The following is a 16079-nucleotide window of genomic DNA, read 5'->3' on the forward strand; positions in this document are numbered from 1 at the left end:
CAAAGAAGGGAGATTGCCATGCGCTACGCCAAGCTTACCCAACGCATCGCCGGCGACGGGGCTGCGGCCTGGGACATCCACTACCGCGCCCTTGCGCTGCAGGCCGAGGGTAAGGACATCCTGCTGCTGTCGGTGGGTGACCCGGACTTCGACACCCCCGCGCCGATTGTCGAGGCGGCCATCGACAGCCTGCGCGCTGGCCATACCCATTACGCCGATGTACGCGGCAAGCTGGCGCTGCGCCAGGCCATCGCCAACCGTCACCGGCAGCGCAGTGGTCAGGCGGTGAGCGTCGACCAGGTGACCGTGCTGGCGGGTGCCCAGTGCGCGCTGTTCTGCGTGGCCCAGTGCATACTCGACCCAGGCGATGAGGTGATCGTTGCCGAACCGATGTATGTCACTTACGAGGCCGTGTTCGGCGCCTGTGGCGCCAAGGTGGTACCGGTACCGGTCAAGCCCGAGAATGGCTTTCGCGTGTGCCCGCGTGACGTCGCCGAGCGCATTACCCCGCGCACCCGCGCCTTGGCGCTGAACAGCCCGCACAACCCTTCGGGGGCGAGCCTGCCGCGCGCCACCTGGGAGGCGCTGGCCGAACTGTGCATTGCCCATGATCTGTGGCTGATCTCTGACGAGGTCTACAGCGAGCTGCTGTATGAAGGCGAGCATGTCAGCCCCGGCAGCCTGCCGGGCATGGCCGAGCGCACTGCAACGTTGAACAGCCTGTCCAAGTCGCATGCCATGACCGGCTGGCGCATGGGGTGGGTGGTCAGCTCGACAGCACTGGCCACGCATCTGGAAAACCTCGCCCTGTGCATGCTCTACGGCTTGCCGGACTTCGTCCAAGATGCCGCCGTGGTGGCGCTGGAACAGCCGTTGCCCGAGCTGGACGCCATGCGCGAAGCCTACCGCGAGCGGCGCGATCTGGTGTGCGAGCAGCTGGCCGGCTGCCCGGGCCTCAAGGCATTGAAGCCCGATGGTGGCATGTTCGTGATGGTCGACATCCGTGAAACCGGCCTTAGCGCCCAGGCTTTCGCCGACTACCTGTTGGACAGCCAAGGCGTGTCGGTGCTCGCCGGCGAGGCATTCGGCCCGAGCGCTGCCGGGCATATCCGCCTGGGCCTGGTGCTGGGCAATGAGGCGCTGGCCGATGCCTGCCAGCGCATCGCCCGCTGCGCCGACGAACTGAAACGGGAGTACGGCCATGCGTGAGTACGCGCGGCTGTACATTGATGGCGCCTGGCAGGTGCCGAGCGGGCAGGGCATGGCTGAGGTGATCGACCCGGCCACCGAGCAGGCCATTGGCCGGGTACCCTTGGGCGCCGAGGCCGATGTCGAGCGGGCGGTGATGGCGGCGCGGCGGGCCTTCGATGGCTGGTCGCGCACACCGTCCAGCGTGCGCGCCGGGTACATCCGGGCATTGGTCGCACAGCTGAAAAACCGCGCGGCGCAAATGGCCGAGGTCATCACCGACGAGTTGGGCATGCCGGTGCAGTGGTGCCAGGCGGTGCAGGTCGAAGGCCCGATTGCCGGGTTGGAGCAATACGCCGAACTGGCCGGGCTGATGGACGAGGTGCGCGAAGTCGGCAACTCGTTGGTGTACCGTGAGGCCGTTGGCGTGTGCGCATTCATCAACCCGTGGAACTACCCGCTGCACCAGATGATCGGCAAGCTGGCGCCGGCCCTGGCTGCCGGGTGCACGGTGGTGGTCAAACCCAGCCAGGAAACGCCGCTACACGCATTTGTGCTGGCCGAAATGATCGACGCCATCGGCCTGCCGGCAGGGGTGTTCAACCTGGTCAGCGGCCCAGGTGCCAAGGTCGGTGAAGCCCTGGCCCGGCACCCGCAGGTGGACATGGTGTCGTTCACCGGCTCAACCGGTGCCGGGGTGCGGGTGGCACAAGCGGCTGCGCCGACGGTGAAGCGGGTATGCCTGGAACTGGGGGGCAAGTCACCGTTGCTGATTACCGCCGATGCCGACCTGCACGCTGCGGTGCGTTATGGCGTGCAGGACGTGATGATCAACTCCGGGCAGACCTGCACGGCACTGACCCGCATGCTGCTGCCGGCCAGCCGCTATGCCGAGGCGCTGGAAATCGCCGAGGCCGAAACCCGCGCACTGGTCATGGGCGACCCGCGTGACCCCGCCAGTTTCCTAGGGCCGATGTGTTCGGCAGGACAGCGGCGCACGGTGCTCGACTACATTCGCCAGGGACAGGAGGAGGGCGCGCGCTTGTTGTGCGGTGGTGATCACGGCGGCTTCGAGCGCGGGTTCTACGTGGCGCCCACGTTGTTCGCCGACGTCGACAACCGCATGCGCATTGCCCAGGAAGAAATCTTCGGTCCGGTGCTGTGCCTGATCCCCTACGCCGACGAGGCCCAGGCGCTGGCGCTGGCCAATGACTCGCCGTTCGGCCTGTCCAGCGCGGTGTGGGCGGGCAGCCGCGAGCACGGCCTGGCGCTGGCGCGGCAGATACGGGCCGGGCAGTGCTTCATCAACGGGGGCGGGTTCAACTACCAGGCGCCGTTCGGGGGCTACAAGCAGTCGGGCAACGGCCGTGAGTGGGGCGAGGAGGGCCTGGCGGAGTTCGTCGAGGTCAAAGCGGTGCAGTGCTGAACCACTGCGGCAAGATAACCTGTTTTGTGTGAGGAGAATGCTTGTGAATGTACTGATCGTCCACGCTCACCCCGAACCGCAATCGTTCACGGCAGCCCTGCGTGACCAGGCTGTGGAAACCTTCCGTGCCCAAGGTCATCAGGTGCAGGTCAGTGACTTGTACGCCATGGGCTGGAACCCGGTGGCCAGTGCCGATGACTTTACCCAGCGCGAGAACCCCGAGTACCTCGTGTATGCGCTGGAGCAGCGTCAGGGCGTCAAGCGCGGTGCCATTGCCGCAGATATCCAGCAGGAGCTGGACAAGCTGTTGTGGGCCGATCTGCTGGTGTTGAACTTCCCGATCTTCTGGTTCTCGGCCCCGGCCATGCTCAAGGGCTGGATCGACCGGGTGCTGGTGTCGGGGGTGTGCTATGGCGGCAAGCGCTTCTACGACCAGGGCGGGTTGGCGGGCAAGAAGGCGCTGGTGACCGTGACCCTGGGCGGGCGCGAGCACATGTTTGGCGATGGCGCGATTCACGGGCCGTTGGAAGACATGCTGCGGCCTATCCTGCGGGGCACGCTGGCCTATGTCGGGTTCGAGGTGCTGCCGCCGTTCGTGGCTTGGCATGTGCCTTACATCAGTGCTGCTGCGCGGCAGGACTTTCTGCAGCAATACCGGCAGCGTCTGGAGCAGCTCTCGGACGACCAGCCACTGGTGTTCCCGCGCCTGGCGCAGTTCGATGAAGCGTTGTACCCGCTGACGTGACCTTTCTCCTGTACTGAGCACTGGGGCCGCGTTGCGGCCCTTTCGCGACACAAGGCCGCTCCCACAGGATTACCGCCAGCTTCGAAGGCTGCGCCGTCCTCCCACAGGATTACCGCCAGCTTCGAAGGCTGCGCCGTCCTCCCACAGGATTACCACCAGCTTCGAAGTCTGCGCCGTCCTCCCACAGGATTACCACCAGCTTCGAAGGCTGCGCCGTCCTCCCACAGGATTACCGCCAGCTTCGAAGGCTGCGCCGTCCTCCCACAGGATTACCACCAGCTTCGAAGGCTGCGCCGTCCTTGTGGGAGCGGCCTTGTGTCGCGAAAGGGCTGCAAAGCAGCCCCAACATTTTGTCGGCATACGATGTTCTGCAAACCTTCCAGCGCCACCTGCCCAAAAACGACCACCCACACATTCGGGGTATGTCACCCCTGGACGAATCCACCGATAGTGAACCCATCGGCTCGATCCGGAGCACTCACACGATGGAGTTGCCATGCGCAAGGTACTGAAGGTGATTGGCGGTCTGCTGCTGGCGTCTGGCGCCAGCCTGGCCCAGGCGGCAGAGGTGGACAGTGGTAACACGTTACGGTTGTACAACTGGACCGACTACATCGGTGAAACCACCCTGGCCGACTTCGAGAAGGCCACCGGCATCAAGGTCATCTACGACACCTTCGATGGCTACGAAACCGTGCAGACCAAACTGCTCACCGGCCGTTCCGGCTACGATCTGGTCATGCTCAACGCCTCGCTGGTCCCCCCGCTGATCAGCGCCGGCGTGTTCCAGGCACTGGACAAGCAGCAACTGCCTAGCTGGCAAAACCTCGATCAGCAGGTGGTCAACAACCTGCAGGGCTACGACCCTGGCCTGAAGTACTCGGCGCCCTATACCTGGGGCAGCTCGGGGGTCACCTACAACGTCGACAAGATCACCGCGCGCATGCCCGACGCGCCGATCGGTTCGCTGGCCATGCTGTTCGACCCCAAGATCGTCTCGCGCTTCGCCGACTGCGGCGTCACCCTGATGGACGCGCCCACCGAGGTCATTCCGCTGGCCCTGCAGTACCTGGGCAAGGACCCACGCAGCGCGTCGCCTGCCGACCTCAAGGCGGCCGAGCAACTGCTGCTGGGCATCCGCCCCTACATTCGCAAGTTCGACTCGGTCAACTACCTCACCAGCCTGCCCAACGGCGATGTCTGCCTGGCGCTGACCTGGTCCGGTGACTACGCCACCGCCCAGGCCCGCGCGGTGGAAGCGAAGAAGGACATCAAACTGTCGTTCTTCATCCCCCAGGAAGGTTCGCTGATCTGGTTCGACAACCTGTACATCCCCAAGGATGCGCCGCACGCGGCCAACGCCCACCGCTTCATCGAGTTTCTGCTGCAGCCGCAGACCATGGCCAAGGTCACTGACTACATCCACTACGCCAACAGCAACGCCGCCGCCACCGCGCTGGTGCGTGACGACATCCGCCAGGACCCGGCCATCTACCCCGACGCACAAACCCGTGAGCGCCTGTTCGCGCAGAAAACCCAGAGCCCCAAGGACATGCGCGCCATCACCCGGGTCTGGAGCACGGTCAAGACCGGTTTCTGAACACTGCCCAAACATTCTCGCCAAGGAGCTGCCCATGGCCACCCCAAGCAAAGCATTCGCTATCGCCCACGACCCGCTGGTGGAGGCCGACAAGGCCCACTACATGCACGGCTACCATGTGTTCGACGAGCACCGCGAGCAAGGTGCGTTGAACATCGTCGCCGGTGAGGGCGCCTACATTCGTGACACCCACGGCAACCGCTTCCTTGATGCCGTCGGCGGCATGTGGTGCACCAACATCGGCCTGGGCCGCGAGGAAATGGCCCTGGCCATCGCAGACCAGGTGCGCCAGCTGGCGTATTCCAACCCGTTCTCCGACATGGCCAACGACGTGGCCATCGAACTGTGCCAGAAGCTTGCGCAGCTGGCGCCGGGCGACTTGAACCATGTGTTCCTCACCACCGGCGGCTCGACCGCTGTCGACACCGCCTACCGGCTGATCCAGTACTACCAGAACTGCCGCGGCAAGCCACACAAGAAGCACATCATCGCCCGCTACAACGCCTACCACGGCTCCACCACCCTGACCATGTCGATCGGCAACAAGGCCGCCGACCGGGTGCCGGAGTTCGACTATCACCACGACCTGATCCACCACGTCTCCAACCCCAACCCGTACCGTGCCCCGCACGACATGGACGAGGCCGAATTCCTCGACTACCTGGTGGCCGAGTTCGAGGACAAGATCCTGTCGCTGGGTGCCGACAACGTGGCGGCGTTCTTCGCCGAGCCGATCATGGGCTCGGGCGGGGTGATCATTCCGCCCGAGGGCTACTTCCAGCGCATGTGGCAGCTGTGCCAGACCTACGACATCCTGTTCGTCGCCGACGAAGTGGTGACCTCGTTCGGGCGTCTGGGCACCTTCTTCGCCAGCGAGGAACTGTTTGGCGTCATCCCAGACATCATCACCACCGCCAAAGGCCTGACCTCGGCGTACCTGCCGCTGGGCGCGTGTATTTTTTCCGAGCGCATCTGGCAAGTGATTGCCGAGCCAGGCAAGGGCCGTTGCTTCACCCACGGGTTTACCTATAGCGGCCACCCGGTGTGCTGCACGGCGGCGCTGAAGAACATCGAGATCATCGAGCGCGAGCAACTGCTCGATCATGTCAAGGATGTGGGTGGTTACCTTGAGCAACGCTTGCAGAGCCTGCGCGATCTGCCGCTGGTGGGGGATGTGCGCTGCATGAAGCTGATGGCCTGTGTCGAATTCGTCGCCAACAAGGCCAGCAAGGCACTGTTCGCCGATGAGGTGAACATCGGCGAGCGCATCCACAGCAAGGCGCAGGAAAAAGGGTTGCTGGTGCGCCCGATCATGCACCTGAACGTGATGTCGCCACCGTTGATCATCACCCATGCGCAGGTGGACGAGATCGTCGAGACCCTGCGCCAGTGCATCCTCGAAACCGCGCGTGAACTCACGGCGCTTGGCCTGTACCAGGGCCGATGAACCTGGCGCAAAGGGCTGTGCGCGGGCGTGCCTGGCAGGCTAGACTGCCGGGCATGACCCAGGCCTCCCCCGATACCCCGCTTACCCTCACAATGGGCGCGCTGCAGCAGTGGCACGTGGCGTTGCAGCGCGCCCTGGCCCATGGCGAAACCCCCGAGGCGCTGGAGTATGTGGCCGCTGCCATCGGCCAGTTGGTGCAGGTGGAGTCGATGATGATCAGCCTCGAGTGCCAGGGGCGGGCACCGCAGTTGCTGTACCAGCAAGGCATTCCTGAACTGCACCGGGCTGCCGTGCTGGAGCGCTATTTCAGCGCCGGCTACCTGCTGGACCCTTTCTGCCTTGCCGTGCAAAGCGGCCTGGCCGAAGGCTTCTACCACCTGCAGGAAATCGCCCCCGACAACTTCTTCGACAGCGACTACTACAAGGCTTATTACCTGGGTACAGGTTGCAGTGAAGACAGCTACTACATCGTCGACCTCAGCGCAGGCCGCAAGCTGTCGCTGAGCCTGTTCCAGGGCTGCAGCGGCACGCGCCTGAATGCCGGGCAGGTCGACCTGTTGCGTGCGCTGGAGCCGATGGTGCGCGAACTGCTTGGGCGCTATGCCCGGCACAACCTGGAACCGGGCGCTGCATCAACCGAGCGCGGCAGCCTGCAGGCAGCGTTCGACAGCTTTGGCTGCCAGGTGCTGACCGACCGCGAGCGCGAAGTGGCCCACATGATCTTGCGCGGGCACTCGGTGAAATCTACTGCGCAGGAGCTGGGTATCTCGCCGGAGACCGTGCGCATGCACCGCAAGAACCTGTACATGAAGCTCGGGATCAACTCGCAATCGGAGTTGTTTGCACGGTTCATCGACTGGTTACGCGGTGATCAGCTGGAAATCCTTAGCGTAACGCGGTGATCAATTTTCTATACCTCCCGGTATATGGACAGCCCTGCACCTTGCCGCATAGCTTAACCCTCGACGGGGCGCGCCATGCTCAAGCCATAACAACAACGATGCCCCGTTACATTTCAGTCCTGCCAACCCAAAACTCTAAAAATGAGGCGGCAAATGGAAAGCATCGGCACCTATGTCATCTACGTCATCATGGTGTGCGCGGTACTGGGTGCCGTGGCATCCATCTACAACCCCGAAGGCGAACTGGGCCAGGAGTTCATCGCCGGCCTGCACAGCATCGGCCCCATCTTTATCCCGGTAGCCGGCATCATGGCGGCGATCCCGTACATTTCAGCTGGTATCAGTCATGTGATCGCGCCACTGTTCCAGGCCATCGGGGCCGACCCTGGCATCGCCGGTCCCATCTTCATCGCCTCGGACATGGGCGGCTACCAGTTAGCCAAAGCGCTGGCGCAAAGCCAGGAAGGCTGGATCCTCGGCCTGATCACCGGCTTTCAGTGCGGCGCCACCATCATCTTCGTCATTCCGGTCGGGTTGGCCATGCTGCGCAAGGCCGACCACAAGTACATGGCACTGGGGATCATGGCCGGGCTGCTGACCATTCCGCTGAGCATCATGATCATTGCCATGACCATGCAGGCGCTTGGCCTGAGCGTGCGTCCGGACATCGCTACCACTGGCGCCGCTACCCAGGCACTGCACTTCACCTGGGCAATGCTGCTGCGCAACCTGATGCCGTTGATCCTGTTTTGCATTGCCCTGGCAGCAGCATTGCGCTACTTCCCCACACTGATGGTGTACCTGTTCCTCAAGCTCGGCCAGTTCATGTACATCGCCGTGGTTCTGGTGCTGGTAGCGTCCATCGTGCAGTACTTCACCGGCCTGTTCAGCCACCTGTTCGGCAGCTGGGGTTTTGCGCCGATCATCGCCGATGCCGATGATCAGTTTCGCGCCTTGGAAATTGCTGGCTACATCGGCCTGATGCTGTGCGGGGCGTTCCCCATGGTGCACTTGCTCAAGCGCTTCCTGGCGCGGCCAATCGAACGGGTGGCCTCGCGCTTTGGCATGTCTGGTGTCGGTGCGGCCGGGGTATTGGCGGCCTCGGCGAATATCCTGGCCATGTTTCGCTTGGTCAGCGAAATGCCGCCCAAGGACAAGGTATTGGTGATCGCTTTCTCTGTGTGCGCCGCGTTCACCTTTGGCGACCACATGGCCTTCTCCGCCAACTTCCAGCCCTCGCTGATACTGCCGTTGATGATAGGCAAACTCAGTGGCGGCCTGATCGCCATGCTGCTGGCCAGTTGGCTGGCGGTGCCCAAGGCGCAGGAGTTGGGGCGTCAGGACGCTGCCGCAGGTGTCTGCAAGGGGGTGGCCGAGCCGTCCTGAGCAAAAGCGTCATGCGCATGATCCGGAGCGTCCTGGGCGCTCCGGATTTTGTGTTTTTAACCGATCAAGGCGGTAAGGTCATGCAGGCCTTCGGTGCATGAGCGTGTGGTGAACAATGACAAAAGATGAGGCAAACGAGTTGGCAGCGGTGATCGAGGCGATCGGCAGCGAACAGCTGGGACCGGCGCTGGATGCGTGGCTGCGCAGCAAGCTGACGTTCGACATGAGTTGCGCCTACCTGTTCCAGTTCAATCAACCAGCACTGCTGGTGCATAACGGGTACAACCGTACGGTCACGGAGCGTACGTTGAACGCCTACGTGCGCGGCGGCTACCTGCTTGACCCGTTCTACGTTGCTTGCGTCAACGAGCACCCATCCGGGCTATGGCGCATGAGCGAACTGGCACCTGACTGCTTCTTCTCTTCAGGGTTTGCCATTTCCAAGGACATCCACCCCTGCGTGTCGTCCGACTATGGGACGGCGGTGGATGAGGTGGGCTTCATCATTCCCCTTCGGCCCCGGTTGGCGATCGTCTATTCGCTGATGCGCAACCACGGCAGCGGGGATTTCGGTGCAGGAGAAATGGACCTGTTGGCTGCAATGTCGCCGCTGCTGGCTTCGGTTTTTGGTCAGCACTGTCGATTGCGTTACGCTGATATCCTGCGCGCAGCACCAGAGGGGGTGGTGCTGGAGGACGCCTTCGTAGAGATCTTGCAAGGGCAACTGACTGAAACCCAGCGCCTTATCGCCAAGTTGTTGTTACAGGGGCACAGCAATGCGTCGATTGCGCGGCAGCTGAATATTTCCGATGGGACGGTAAAGGTGCACAAGCACAACATCTATCAGCGCCTGGAAATTTCATCCAACGCCGAACTGTTTCGCCTGTTTATCGATTATCTGGCCAAGGGCTGATACAGCAAGGGGCTGCAAAGCAGCCCCTTGCTGTATCAGGTACAGGTCACCTGAACAGCGGACTCAGGTGCTCGCTGAGGTAGATCCCTTGCGGATCGAGCTGGCGGCGCAGCTTACGGAAGTCCTCGGCCCGCGGGTATATTGCACTCACATCTTCACCCGTCAGGAAATGCAGCTTGCCCCAGTGCGGTCTGGCGCCATAGGAACGCAGGATCTGATCCACCACCCGCAGATAGTCCCAATAGTCGGTACCCGGCTGGCCGGACACCGAAATGGTCACGCTGTCCTGCTCGAAGAATGGGCTCATCCACGCCCCGTCACCGGCAGTAAAGCGGTACTCGATGGGGTAGATGGCCTTGGGGAAGTCCTCCAGCATCAGCTTGCGCACGGCCCGCAACGCTTCCTTGCTGTGGCGCAACGGCACAGCGTATTCCAGCTCGTGAAAGTTGGGCAGGTACTCGATCGGGTACACATCCGAGCTGTAGGCCACTTTCTCGAACTCGCTTTCCCAGATCGGGTGGCCGGTGATGTCCATGACCTTCACTTCGCAGACATCGGTGGTGCGCCCGCTTGTAGAGGTGGCGGCGGTATCGGGTAGGCAATAGCAATGCCGGCTTTGCTCGTAGGGGCACCAGAAGAAGCTGAAGTGGCGGTGTTTGCGTGCCAGTTCGTCGTGCTTTTCCATCACGCTTTCGAAGTCTTCGCGCCAGATGCGCTCGTGCAGGTTGAAGCTGTCGGTCACCTGCAAGGTCAGTTCGGAAACAATGCCCAGTACGCCCAGCGACACCCGACCCGCTTGTAGCAGGTCAGGGGTGCTTTCGTCGACCACGAGTATTTCGCCATTGGGTTGCACCAGCTTCATGCCGACAATCGACGAGGCCAGGTTGCCGAGGGTCAGACCGGTGCCGTGGGTACCGGTAGTCAATGCGCCTGCAATCGACTGGCTGTCGATGTCGCCCTGGTTGACCATTGATAACCCGGCGGCACGCAATGTCTTGCCCAAGGCATTGATGGTGGTGCCGGCGGCAGCGGTGACGCGCTTCCTCTCGTGGTCGATATGGCGTACGCCGCTCATGTTGGCCAGGGTCAGGTGCAGGCCATTGGTCAGTGCCACCGGGGTGAAGGAATGCCCCGAGCCGGCCACGCGCACGTTCATGCCATTGCTGCTGGCCTGGCTGACCATTGAGCACAGTTCGTCCTCGCTGGCCGGTGCTCCGCGTGCTGTACGGATGCAGGACTGGTTACCGGCCCAGTTGCGCCAGTGCGCGTGTTCAAGGCCGAATTCGTTGATATGCATGTTGTTGGAAGAGGTGCTCACATCGTTCTCCTGCCGGTTGTTCTTGTAATCAGAGGGCGGTGTAGCCATTGTCGGCAAACAGGTGCGCACCGTTTACGAAACTGGCGTCGTCACTGGCCAGGAACAAGGCTGCGCTGGCGACTTCCGAGGGTTGGCACAAGCGCCCCTGGGCGGCAGCGATGGCCTGTTCGCTGACGTCCACGCCATGTTTGCGCAACATATCGATCTCGCGCAGGCCGTGGGCGGTGGCGATGAAGCCCGGGCAGATGGCATTGGCGCGAATGCCTCGGTCGCGAAACTCCACAGCGATAGCCCGGGCGAACATATGGGTGGCACCCTTGCTGGTGCAATACAGCACCTCCATCGGCGTGCCCACCACTGCCGAGATGGATGAAGTGCAGACGATACTGCCGCCGCCGGCCGCGAGCATGCCCGGCAACACCGCGCCGGTGACCAGGAACATGCTCTTCACGTTCACGGCCATGATCCGGTCCCATTCTTCTTCACTGGTTTCCAGGAAGGGCATGGCCGACAGGATGCCCGCGTGGTTCATCAGCACGGTGATGTGGCCGAATGCCTCTTCTACGGCCGCCACCGCGGCCTTCACTTGTTGTGCGTCCGAGACATCGGCGGCGGCGAAGATGGCCTGGTAACCTGCATCACGCAATCGCCTTGCAACTTCGGCGCCCTTGCTGCCGGGCAGGTCGACAATGCCTACCATTGCCCCTTCTGCCGCGAACAGCTCCGATGCGGCCAGCCCGCAGCCACCCGCACCGCCAGTGATCAGCGCCACCTTGCCGTTAAGACGTCCAGCCATGTTCGACTCCCGATGATTTTTGATTGACTGTCTTGAGCCCGGGCGTTTCGCGATTCGCGTGCCGGAGCATGAAACAGATCATCGGGAACATCCATATACCGATGGGTATACGGGGCACGCATAGGCAATGGGGTAGGGCTATAGAGTCCCTGTGGGGCCTGCCCGCGAAGCAGGAGAACCGGTGCATAGCACGGGCTTTGCCCGTGTTCGCCGGCGCGTCCGCTCCCACAAGGTGCATGGTGTGTTCAGAGTGCCTGTTGCTCGATCAACGTCAGGCACCGCTGCACGATCGGGCTTACATCACCCTTGCGCCGGCTGAGGATGATGGGGCTGACGGCGCCGCTATCAAGCAGGCCGACATACTCGATATCGGGACGGTGCTGCTGCTGTACCGATGCTGGCACCAGGGTCACACCGACGCCAACCGCTACCAAGCCGATGGCGGTCTGCAGTTCGTTGGCCCACTGGCTGACACGAATGCTCATGCCGTGGTGGGCGAACAGCGCCAGCACGTGGTCGGCATAGCTGGGCCGGGGATTGGCCGGGTAGAGGATGAACGCTTCGCCAGCCAGCTGGGCCAGACTGAGCGGGCTGCCCGCCAGGGGGTGGCCCTTGGGCAGCACGGCCACCAGTGGGTCCTCGCACAGCACCTGCTGGTGAATCACCGGGTCGTCGATGCGAATGCGGCCGAAGCCAATGTCGATACGCCCGCTTTTCAGCGCCTCCACCTGTTGCAGTGTGGTCATCTCGTTCAGGCCCAGTTCCAGCTCGCTGTCCTGGCGAAGTTCGCGGATCAGCTCCGGCAGCACGGTGTACAGGGTAGAGGGCGCAAAACCGATGCCCAGCCACTGGCGCTGGCCCTGGCCGATGCGGCGGGTGTTGTCGCTGATGTTCTGCAACTGCTGCAGCACGGTGCAGGTCTGCTCGTAGAAGAAACGGCCGGCCTCGGTCAGCCGCAGCGGACGTTCGCGCACCACCAGCAGGGTGCCGAGCTGGTCCTCCAGCTGGCTGATCTGCCGGCTCAGGGGTGGCTGGGCGATGTGCAGCAGCTCGGCGGCGCGGGTGAAGTTCAGGGTCTCGGCCAAGACTTTGAAGTAACGCAGGTGGCGCAGCTCCATCAGACCTCCAGGGTATGGTGGGAGATTCATTTGATATTGGACGGTCGTCAGGGTCTCGCGCAATCCTTCAACAATCAAGTAAACGCATCACTCGGGCCTACGACTGTAAGCCCGACCTGACGGGACCTGGCAACAATGACAAGCGCGCTGATTGAACACATAGATGCAATTATCGTCGATCTCCCGACCATTCGCCCGCACAAGCTGGCGATGCACACCATGCAGCAGCAGACCCTGGTGGTATTGCGACTGCGCTGCAGTGATGGCGTGGAAGGCATCGGTGAAGCCACCACCATCGGTGGCCTGGCGTATGGCTACGAAAGCCCCGAAGGCATCAAGGCCAACATCGACGCGTACCTCGCCCCGGCGCTGATCGGCCTGCCGGCAGATAACATCAATGCCGCCATGCTCAAGCTGGACAAGCTGGCCAAGGGCAACACCTTCGCCAAGTCCGGCATCGAAAGCGCCTTGCTCGACGCCCAGGGCAAACGCCTGGGCCTGCCGGTCAGCGAACTGCTGGGGGGCCGCGTGCGTGACAGCCTGGAGGTGGCCTGGACCCTGGCCAGCGGCGACACCGCCCGCGACATCGCCGAAGCTCAGCACATGCTGGACATTCGCCGGCATCGGGTGTTCAAACTGAAAATCGGCGCCAACCCGGTGGCGCACGACCTCAAGCACGTGGTCGCGATCAAGCGCGAGCTGGGTGACAGCGCCAGCGTGCGGGTCGACGTCAACCAGTACTGGGACGAGTCCCAGGCCCTCCGCGCCTGCCAGGTATTGGGCGACAACGGCATCGACCTGATCGAGCAGCCCATCTCGCGCATCAACCGCGGTGGCCAGGTGCGCCTGAACCAGCGCAGCCCGGCACCGATCATGGCCGATGAGTCGATCGAAAGCGTCGAGGACGCCTTCAGCCTGGCCGCCGACGGCGCCGCCAGCATCTTCGCCCTGAAAATCGCCAAGAATGGTGGCCCGCGCGCGGTGCTGCGCACTGCACAGATCGCCGAGGCCGCTGGCATTGCCTTGTACGGCGGCACCATGCTCGAAGGTTCGATCGGCACCCTGGCTTCGGCCCACGCATTCCTCACCCTGCGCCAGCTCACCTGGGGTACAGAGCTGTTCGGGCCGCTGCTGCTGACCGAGGAGATCGTCAACGAGCCGCCGCAATACCGCGACTTCCAGCTGCACATCCCCCATACCCCAGGCCTGGGCCTGACGTTGGACGAACAGCGCCTGGCGCGCTTCGCTCGTCGCTGACAAGCAAGGAGATAACCATGTTGTTCCACGTGAAGATGACCGTGAAGCTGCCGGTCGACATGGACCCGGCCAAGGCCGCCCAGCTCAAGGCCGATGAAAAGGAACTGGCCCAGCGCCTGCAGCGCGAAGGCACCTGGCGCCACCTGTGGCGCATTGCCGGGCATTACGCCAACTACAGCGTGTTCGATGTGCCCAGCGTCGAAGCGTTGCATGACACGCTGATGCAGCTGCCGCTGTTCCCGTACATGGACATCGAGGTCGACGGCCTGTGTCGGCATCCCTCGTCTATTCACAGCGACGATCGCTGATTCGCACCTGTATGCCTGACAAGAACAATACGAGGTAAGCACGATGACCGTGAAAATTTCCCACACTGCCGACATTCAAGCCTTCTTCAACCGGGTGGCTGGCCTGGACCATGCCGAAGGAAACCCGCGCTTCAAGCAGATCATTCTGCGTGTGCTGCAAGACACCGCTCGCCTGGTCGAAGACCTGGACATCACCGAGGACGAGTTCTGGCACGCCGTGGACTACCTCAACCGCCTGGGCGGCCGTAACGAGGCAGGCCTGCTGGCTGCTGGCCTGGGCATCGAGCACTTCCTCGACCTGCTGCAGGACGCCAAGGATGCCGAAGCCGGCCTTGGCGGCGGCACCCCGCGCACCATCGAAGGCCCGTTGTACGTTGCCGGGGCGCCACTGGCAGAGGGCGAAGTGCGCATGGACGACGGCACTGACCCAGGCGTGGTGATGTTCCTTCAGGGCCAGGTGTTCGATGCCGACGGCAAACCGTTGGCCGGTGCCACCGTCGACCTGTGGCACGCCAACACCCAGGGCACCTATTCGTACTTCGATTCGACACAGTCCGAGTTCAACCTGCGTCGGCGTATCATTACCGATGCCGAGGGCCGTTATCGCGCGCGCTCGATCGTACCGTCGGGGTATGGCTGCGACCCGCAGGGGCCAACCCAGGAATGTCTGGACCTGCTCGGCCGCCATGGCCAGCGCCCGGCGCACGTGCACTTCTTCATCTCGGCACCGGGGCACCGCCACCTGACCACGCAGATCAACTTTGCGGGCGACAAGTACCTGTGGGACGACTTTGCCTATGCCACCCGTGACGGGCTGATCGGCGAACTGCGTTTTGTCGAGGATGCGGCGGCGGCGCGCGACCGCGGCGTGCAAGCAGAGCGCTTTGCCGAGTTGTCATTCGACTTCCGCTTACAGGGTGCCAAGTCGCCTGACGCCGAGGCGCGAAGCCATCGGCCGCGGGCGTTGCAGGAGGGCTGAGTTCAAGGTTGTGTCACTGTGATTTTGCCTGGGGCTTTCCGTGCGGGGAGGTCCCGGGCTTTTTGTCGCCAGGGGCGGGTGATCTAGAATCGTCTTTTTGTTCAGGCCTCCCACACCATGCTCCCCATCGCGCTGCTGCCAACCACCCTCGACCAGGCTTTGCTGATCCGCAATCTCTACCAGTTCTATTGCTACGAGTCCTCCGACTGGGAGCAGGAAGACGTCGAGGCGGATGGCCGTTTCTACATCCACGAGGAGCACCTGCAACGTTACTGGCAGGACGACGGCTGGGGCGCGTATCTGGTGCTGGTGGACGGATTCATCGCCGGTTTCGTCCTGGTCGAGCGCAGCGAACTGCCTGGCATCGATGCGCAGGAACTTGCCGACCTGTTTATTTTGAAGAAGTACCGTCGCCAGGGCATCGGCCAAGCGGTGGCGTTGCAGTTGCTGAGTGGCGAGGGAGACTGGCTGCTGCGTTGCTACGCGCAGGATCTGCCCGCCGTGGCTTTCTGCAATGCCGTGCTGGCGAGCCTGCCGCGGCCGGCGCAGGCTATCGCCTTGGGGGATGAGCCGGACTTGCTCAATTTCCTGGTGACCGGCACCCGCCATTGAGGGGGCGCCTTTTCGTTGGTGCGGATAAGGGATAGTGCCATTTTTGTGATGTGCTTCACAAAATGCTCACGAGCGGCATAATGC

Annotated in this window: 15 protein-coding genes; 12 read left to right on the forward strand and 3 right to left on the reverse strand. The window is 62.9% G+C overall.

Annotated elements, in window-relative coordinates; genetic code table 11:
• Positions 1-18: 18 nt before the first annotated feature.
• From KW568_RS11500 to KW568_RS11535, 8 genes are all read left to right on the forward strand, one after another.
• Positions 19-1209 (forward strand): pyridoxal phosphate-dependent aminotransferase, encoded by a 1191-nt coding sequence (locus tag KW568_RS11500; RefSeq protein ID WP_003256122.1) that lies wholly within the window; start codon positions 19-21, stop codon positions 1207-1209.
• Positions 1202-2614 carry an aldehyde dehydrogenase family protein gene (locus KW568_RS11505; RefSeq protein ID WP_003256120.1) on the forward strand — a complete coding sequence of 471 codons (1413 nt, stop codon included), beginning with the start codon at positions 1202-1204 and terminating at the stop codon, positions 2612-2614. The genes KW568_RS11500 and KW568_RS11505 overlap by 8 nt, the downstream gene beginning before the upstream one ends.
• Positions 2615-2657: 43 nt before the next feature.
• Positions 2658-3359, forward strand: a complete 702-nt coding sequence (locus KW568_RS11510; protein WP_004576441.1) for an NAD(P)H-dependent oxidoreductase — start codon at positions 2658-2660, stop codon at positions 3357-3359.
• A gap of 496 nt (positions 3360-3855) precedes the next feature.
• Positions 3856-4959 carry a polyamine ABC transporter substrate-binding protein gene (locus KW568_RS11515; RefSeq protein WP_003256117.1) on the forward strand — a complete coding sequence of 368 codons (1104 nt, stop codon included), beginning with the start codon at positions 3856-3858 and terminating at the stop codon, positions 4957-4959.
• 34 nt (positions 4960-4993) lie between these two features.
• Complete coding sequence (locus KW568_RS11520; protein ID WP_004577510.1) at positions 4994-6406, forward strand: aminotransferase; 1413 nt, start codon at positions 4994-4996, stop codon at positions 6404-6406.
• Between the two features lie 53 nt (positions 6407-6459).
• Positions 6460-7308: a helix-turn-helix transcriptional regulator gene (locus KW568_RS11525; protein ID WP_004577509.1), complete on the forward strand. Its 849-nt coding sequence runs from the start codon at positions 6460-6462 to the stop codon at positions 7306-7308.
• Between the two features lie 153 nt (positions 7309-7461).
• Positions 7462-8694 (forward strand): ethanolamine utilization protein EutH, encoded by a 1233-nt coding sequence (gene eutH / locus KW568_RS11530; protein ID WP_004577508.1) that lies wholly within the window; start codon positions 7462-7464, stop codon positions 8692-8694.
• A gap of 115 nt (positions 8695-8809) precedes the next feature.
• Positions 8810-9607: a helix-turn-helix transcriptional regulator gene (locus KW568_RS11535; RefSeq protein ID WP_004577507.1), complete on the forward strand. Its 798-nt coding sequence runs from the start codon at positions 8810-8812 to the stop codon at positions 9605-9607.
• 46 nt (positions 9608-9653) lie between these two features.
• On the opposite strand, the gene KW568_RS11540 is transcribed toward KW568_RS11535, so the two are convergent.
• The 3 genes from KW568_RS11540 to catR form a co-directional block, all read right to left on the reverse strand.
• Positions 9654-10925, reverse strand: coding sequence for a D-arabinono-1,4-lactone oxidase (locus KW568_RS11540; protein WP_004577506.1), 1272 nt, complete (start codon positions 10923-10925; stop codon positions 9654-9656).
• Positions 10926-10953: 28 nt separating this feature from the next.
• Entirely contained in the window at positions 10954-11721 is a 768-nt protein-coding gene (locus KW568_RS11545) for an SDR family NAD(P)-dependent oxidoreductase (RefSeq protein ID WP_004577505.1), read from the reverse strand.
• A gap of 245 nt (positions 11722-11966) precedes the next feature.
• Positions 11967-12839 carry an HTH-type transcriptional regulator CatR gene (gene catR / locus KW568_RS11550; RefSeq protein WP_004577504.1) on the reverse strand — a complete coding sequence of 291 codons (873 nt, stop codon included), beginning with the start codon at positions 12837-12839 and terminating at the stop codon, positions 11967-11969.
• 135 nt (positions 12840-12974) lie between these two features.
• On the opposite strand from catR, the gene KW568_RS11555 reads away from it, so the two are divergent.
• From KW568_RS11555 to KW568_RS11570, 4 genes are all read left to right on the forward strand, one after another.
• The gene (locus KW568_RS11555; RefSeq protein ID WP_004577503.1) at positions 12975-14096 is read left to right on the forward strand and encodes a muconate cycloisomerase family protein; all 1122 of its coding nucleotides are present in this window, start codon (positions 12975-12977) and stop codon (positions 14094-14096) included.
• 17 nt (positions 14097-14113) lie between these two features.
• Positions 14114-14404: a muconolactone Delta-isomerase gene (gene catC, locus KW568_RS11560; protein ID WP_003256111.1), complete on the forward strand. Its 291-nt coding sequence runs from the start codon at positions 14114-14116 to the stop codon at positions 14402-14404.
• A gap of 43 nt (positions 14405-14447) precedes the next feature.
• Complete coding sequence (gene catA / locus KW568_RS11565; RefSeq protein WP_003256110.1) at positions 14448-15383, forward strand: catechol 1,2-dioxygenase; 936 nt, start codon at positions 14448-14450, stop codon at positions 15381-15383.
• A 117-nt stretch (positions 15384-15500) separates the two neighbouring features.
• Complete coding sequence (locus tag KW568_RS11570) at positions 15501-15995, forward strand: GNAT family N-acetyltransferase (RefSeq protein ID WP_004577502.1); 495 nt, start codon at positions 15501-15503, stop codon at positions 15993-15995.
• Positions 15996-16079 lie beyond the last annotated feature (84 nt).

It is taken from the genome of Pseudomonas sp. HD6515, from assembly GCF_024971855.1.
Lineage (GTDB): Bacteria > Pseudomonadota > Gammaproteobacteria > Pseudomonadales > Pseudomonadaceae > Aquipseudomonas > Aquipseudomonas alloputida.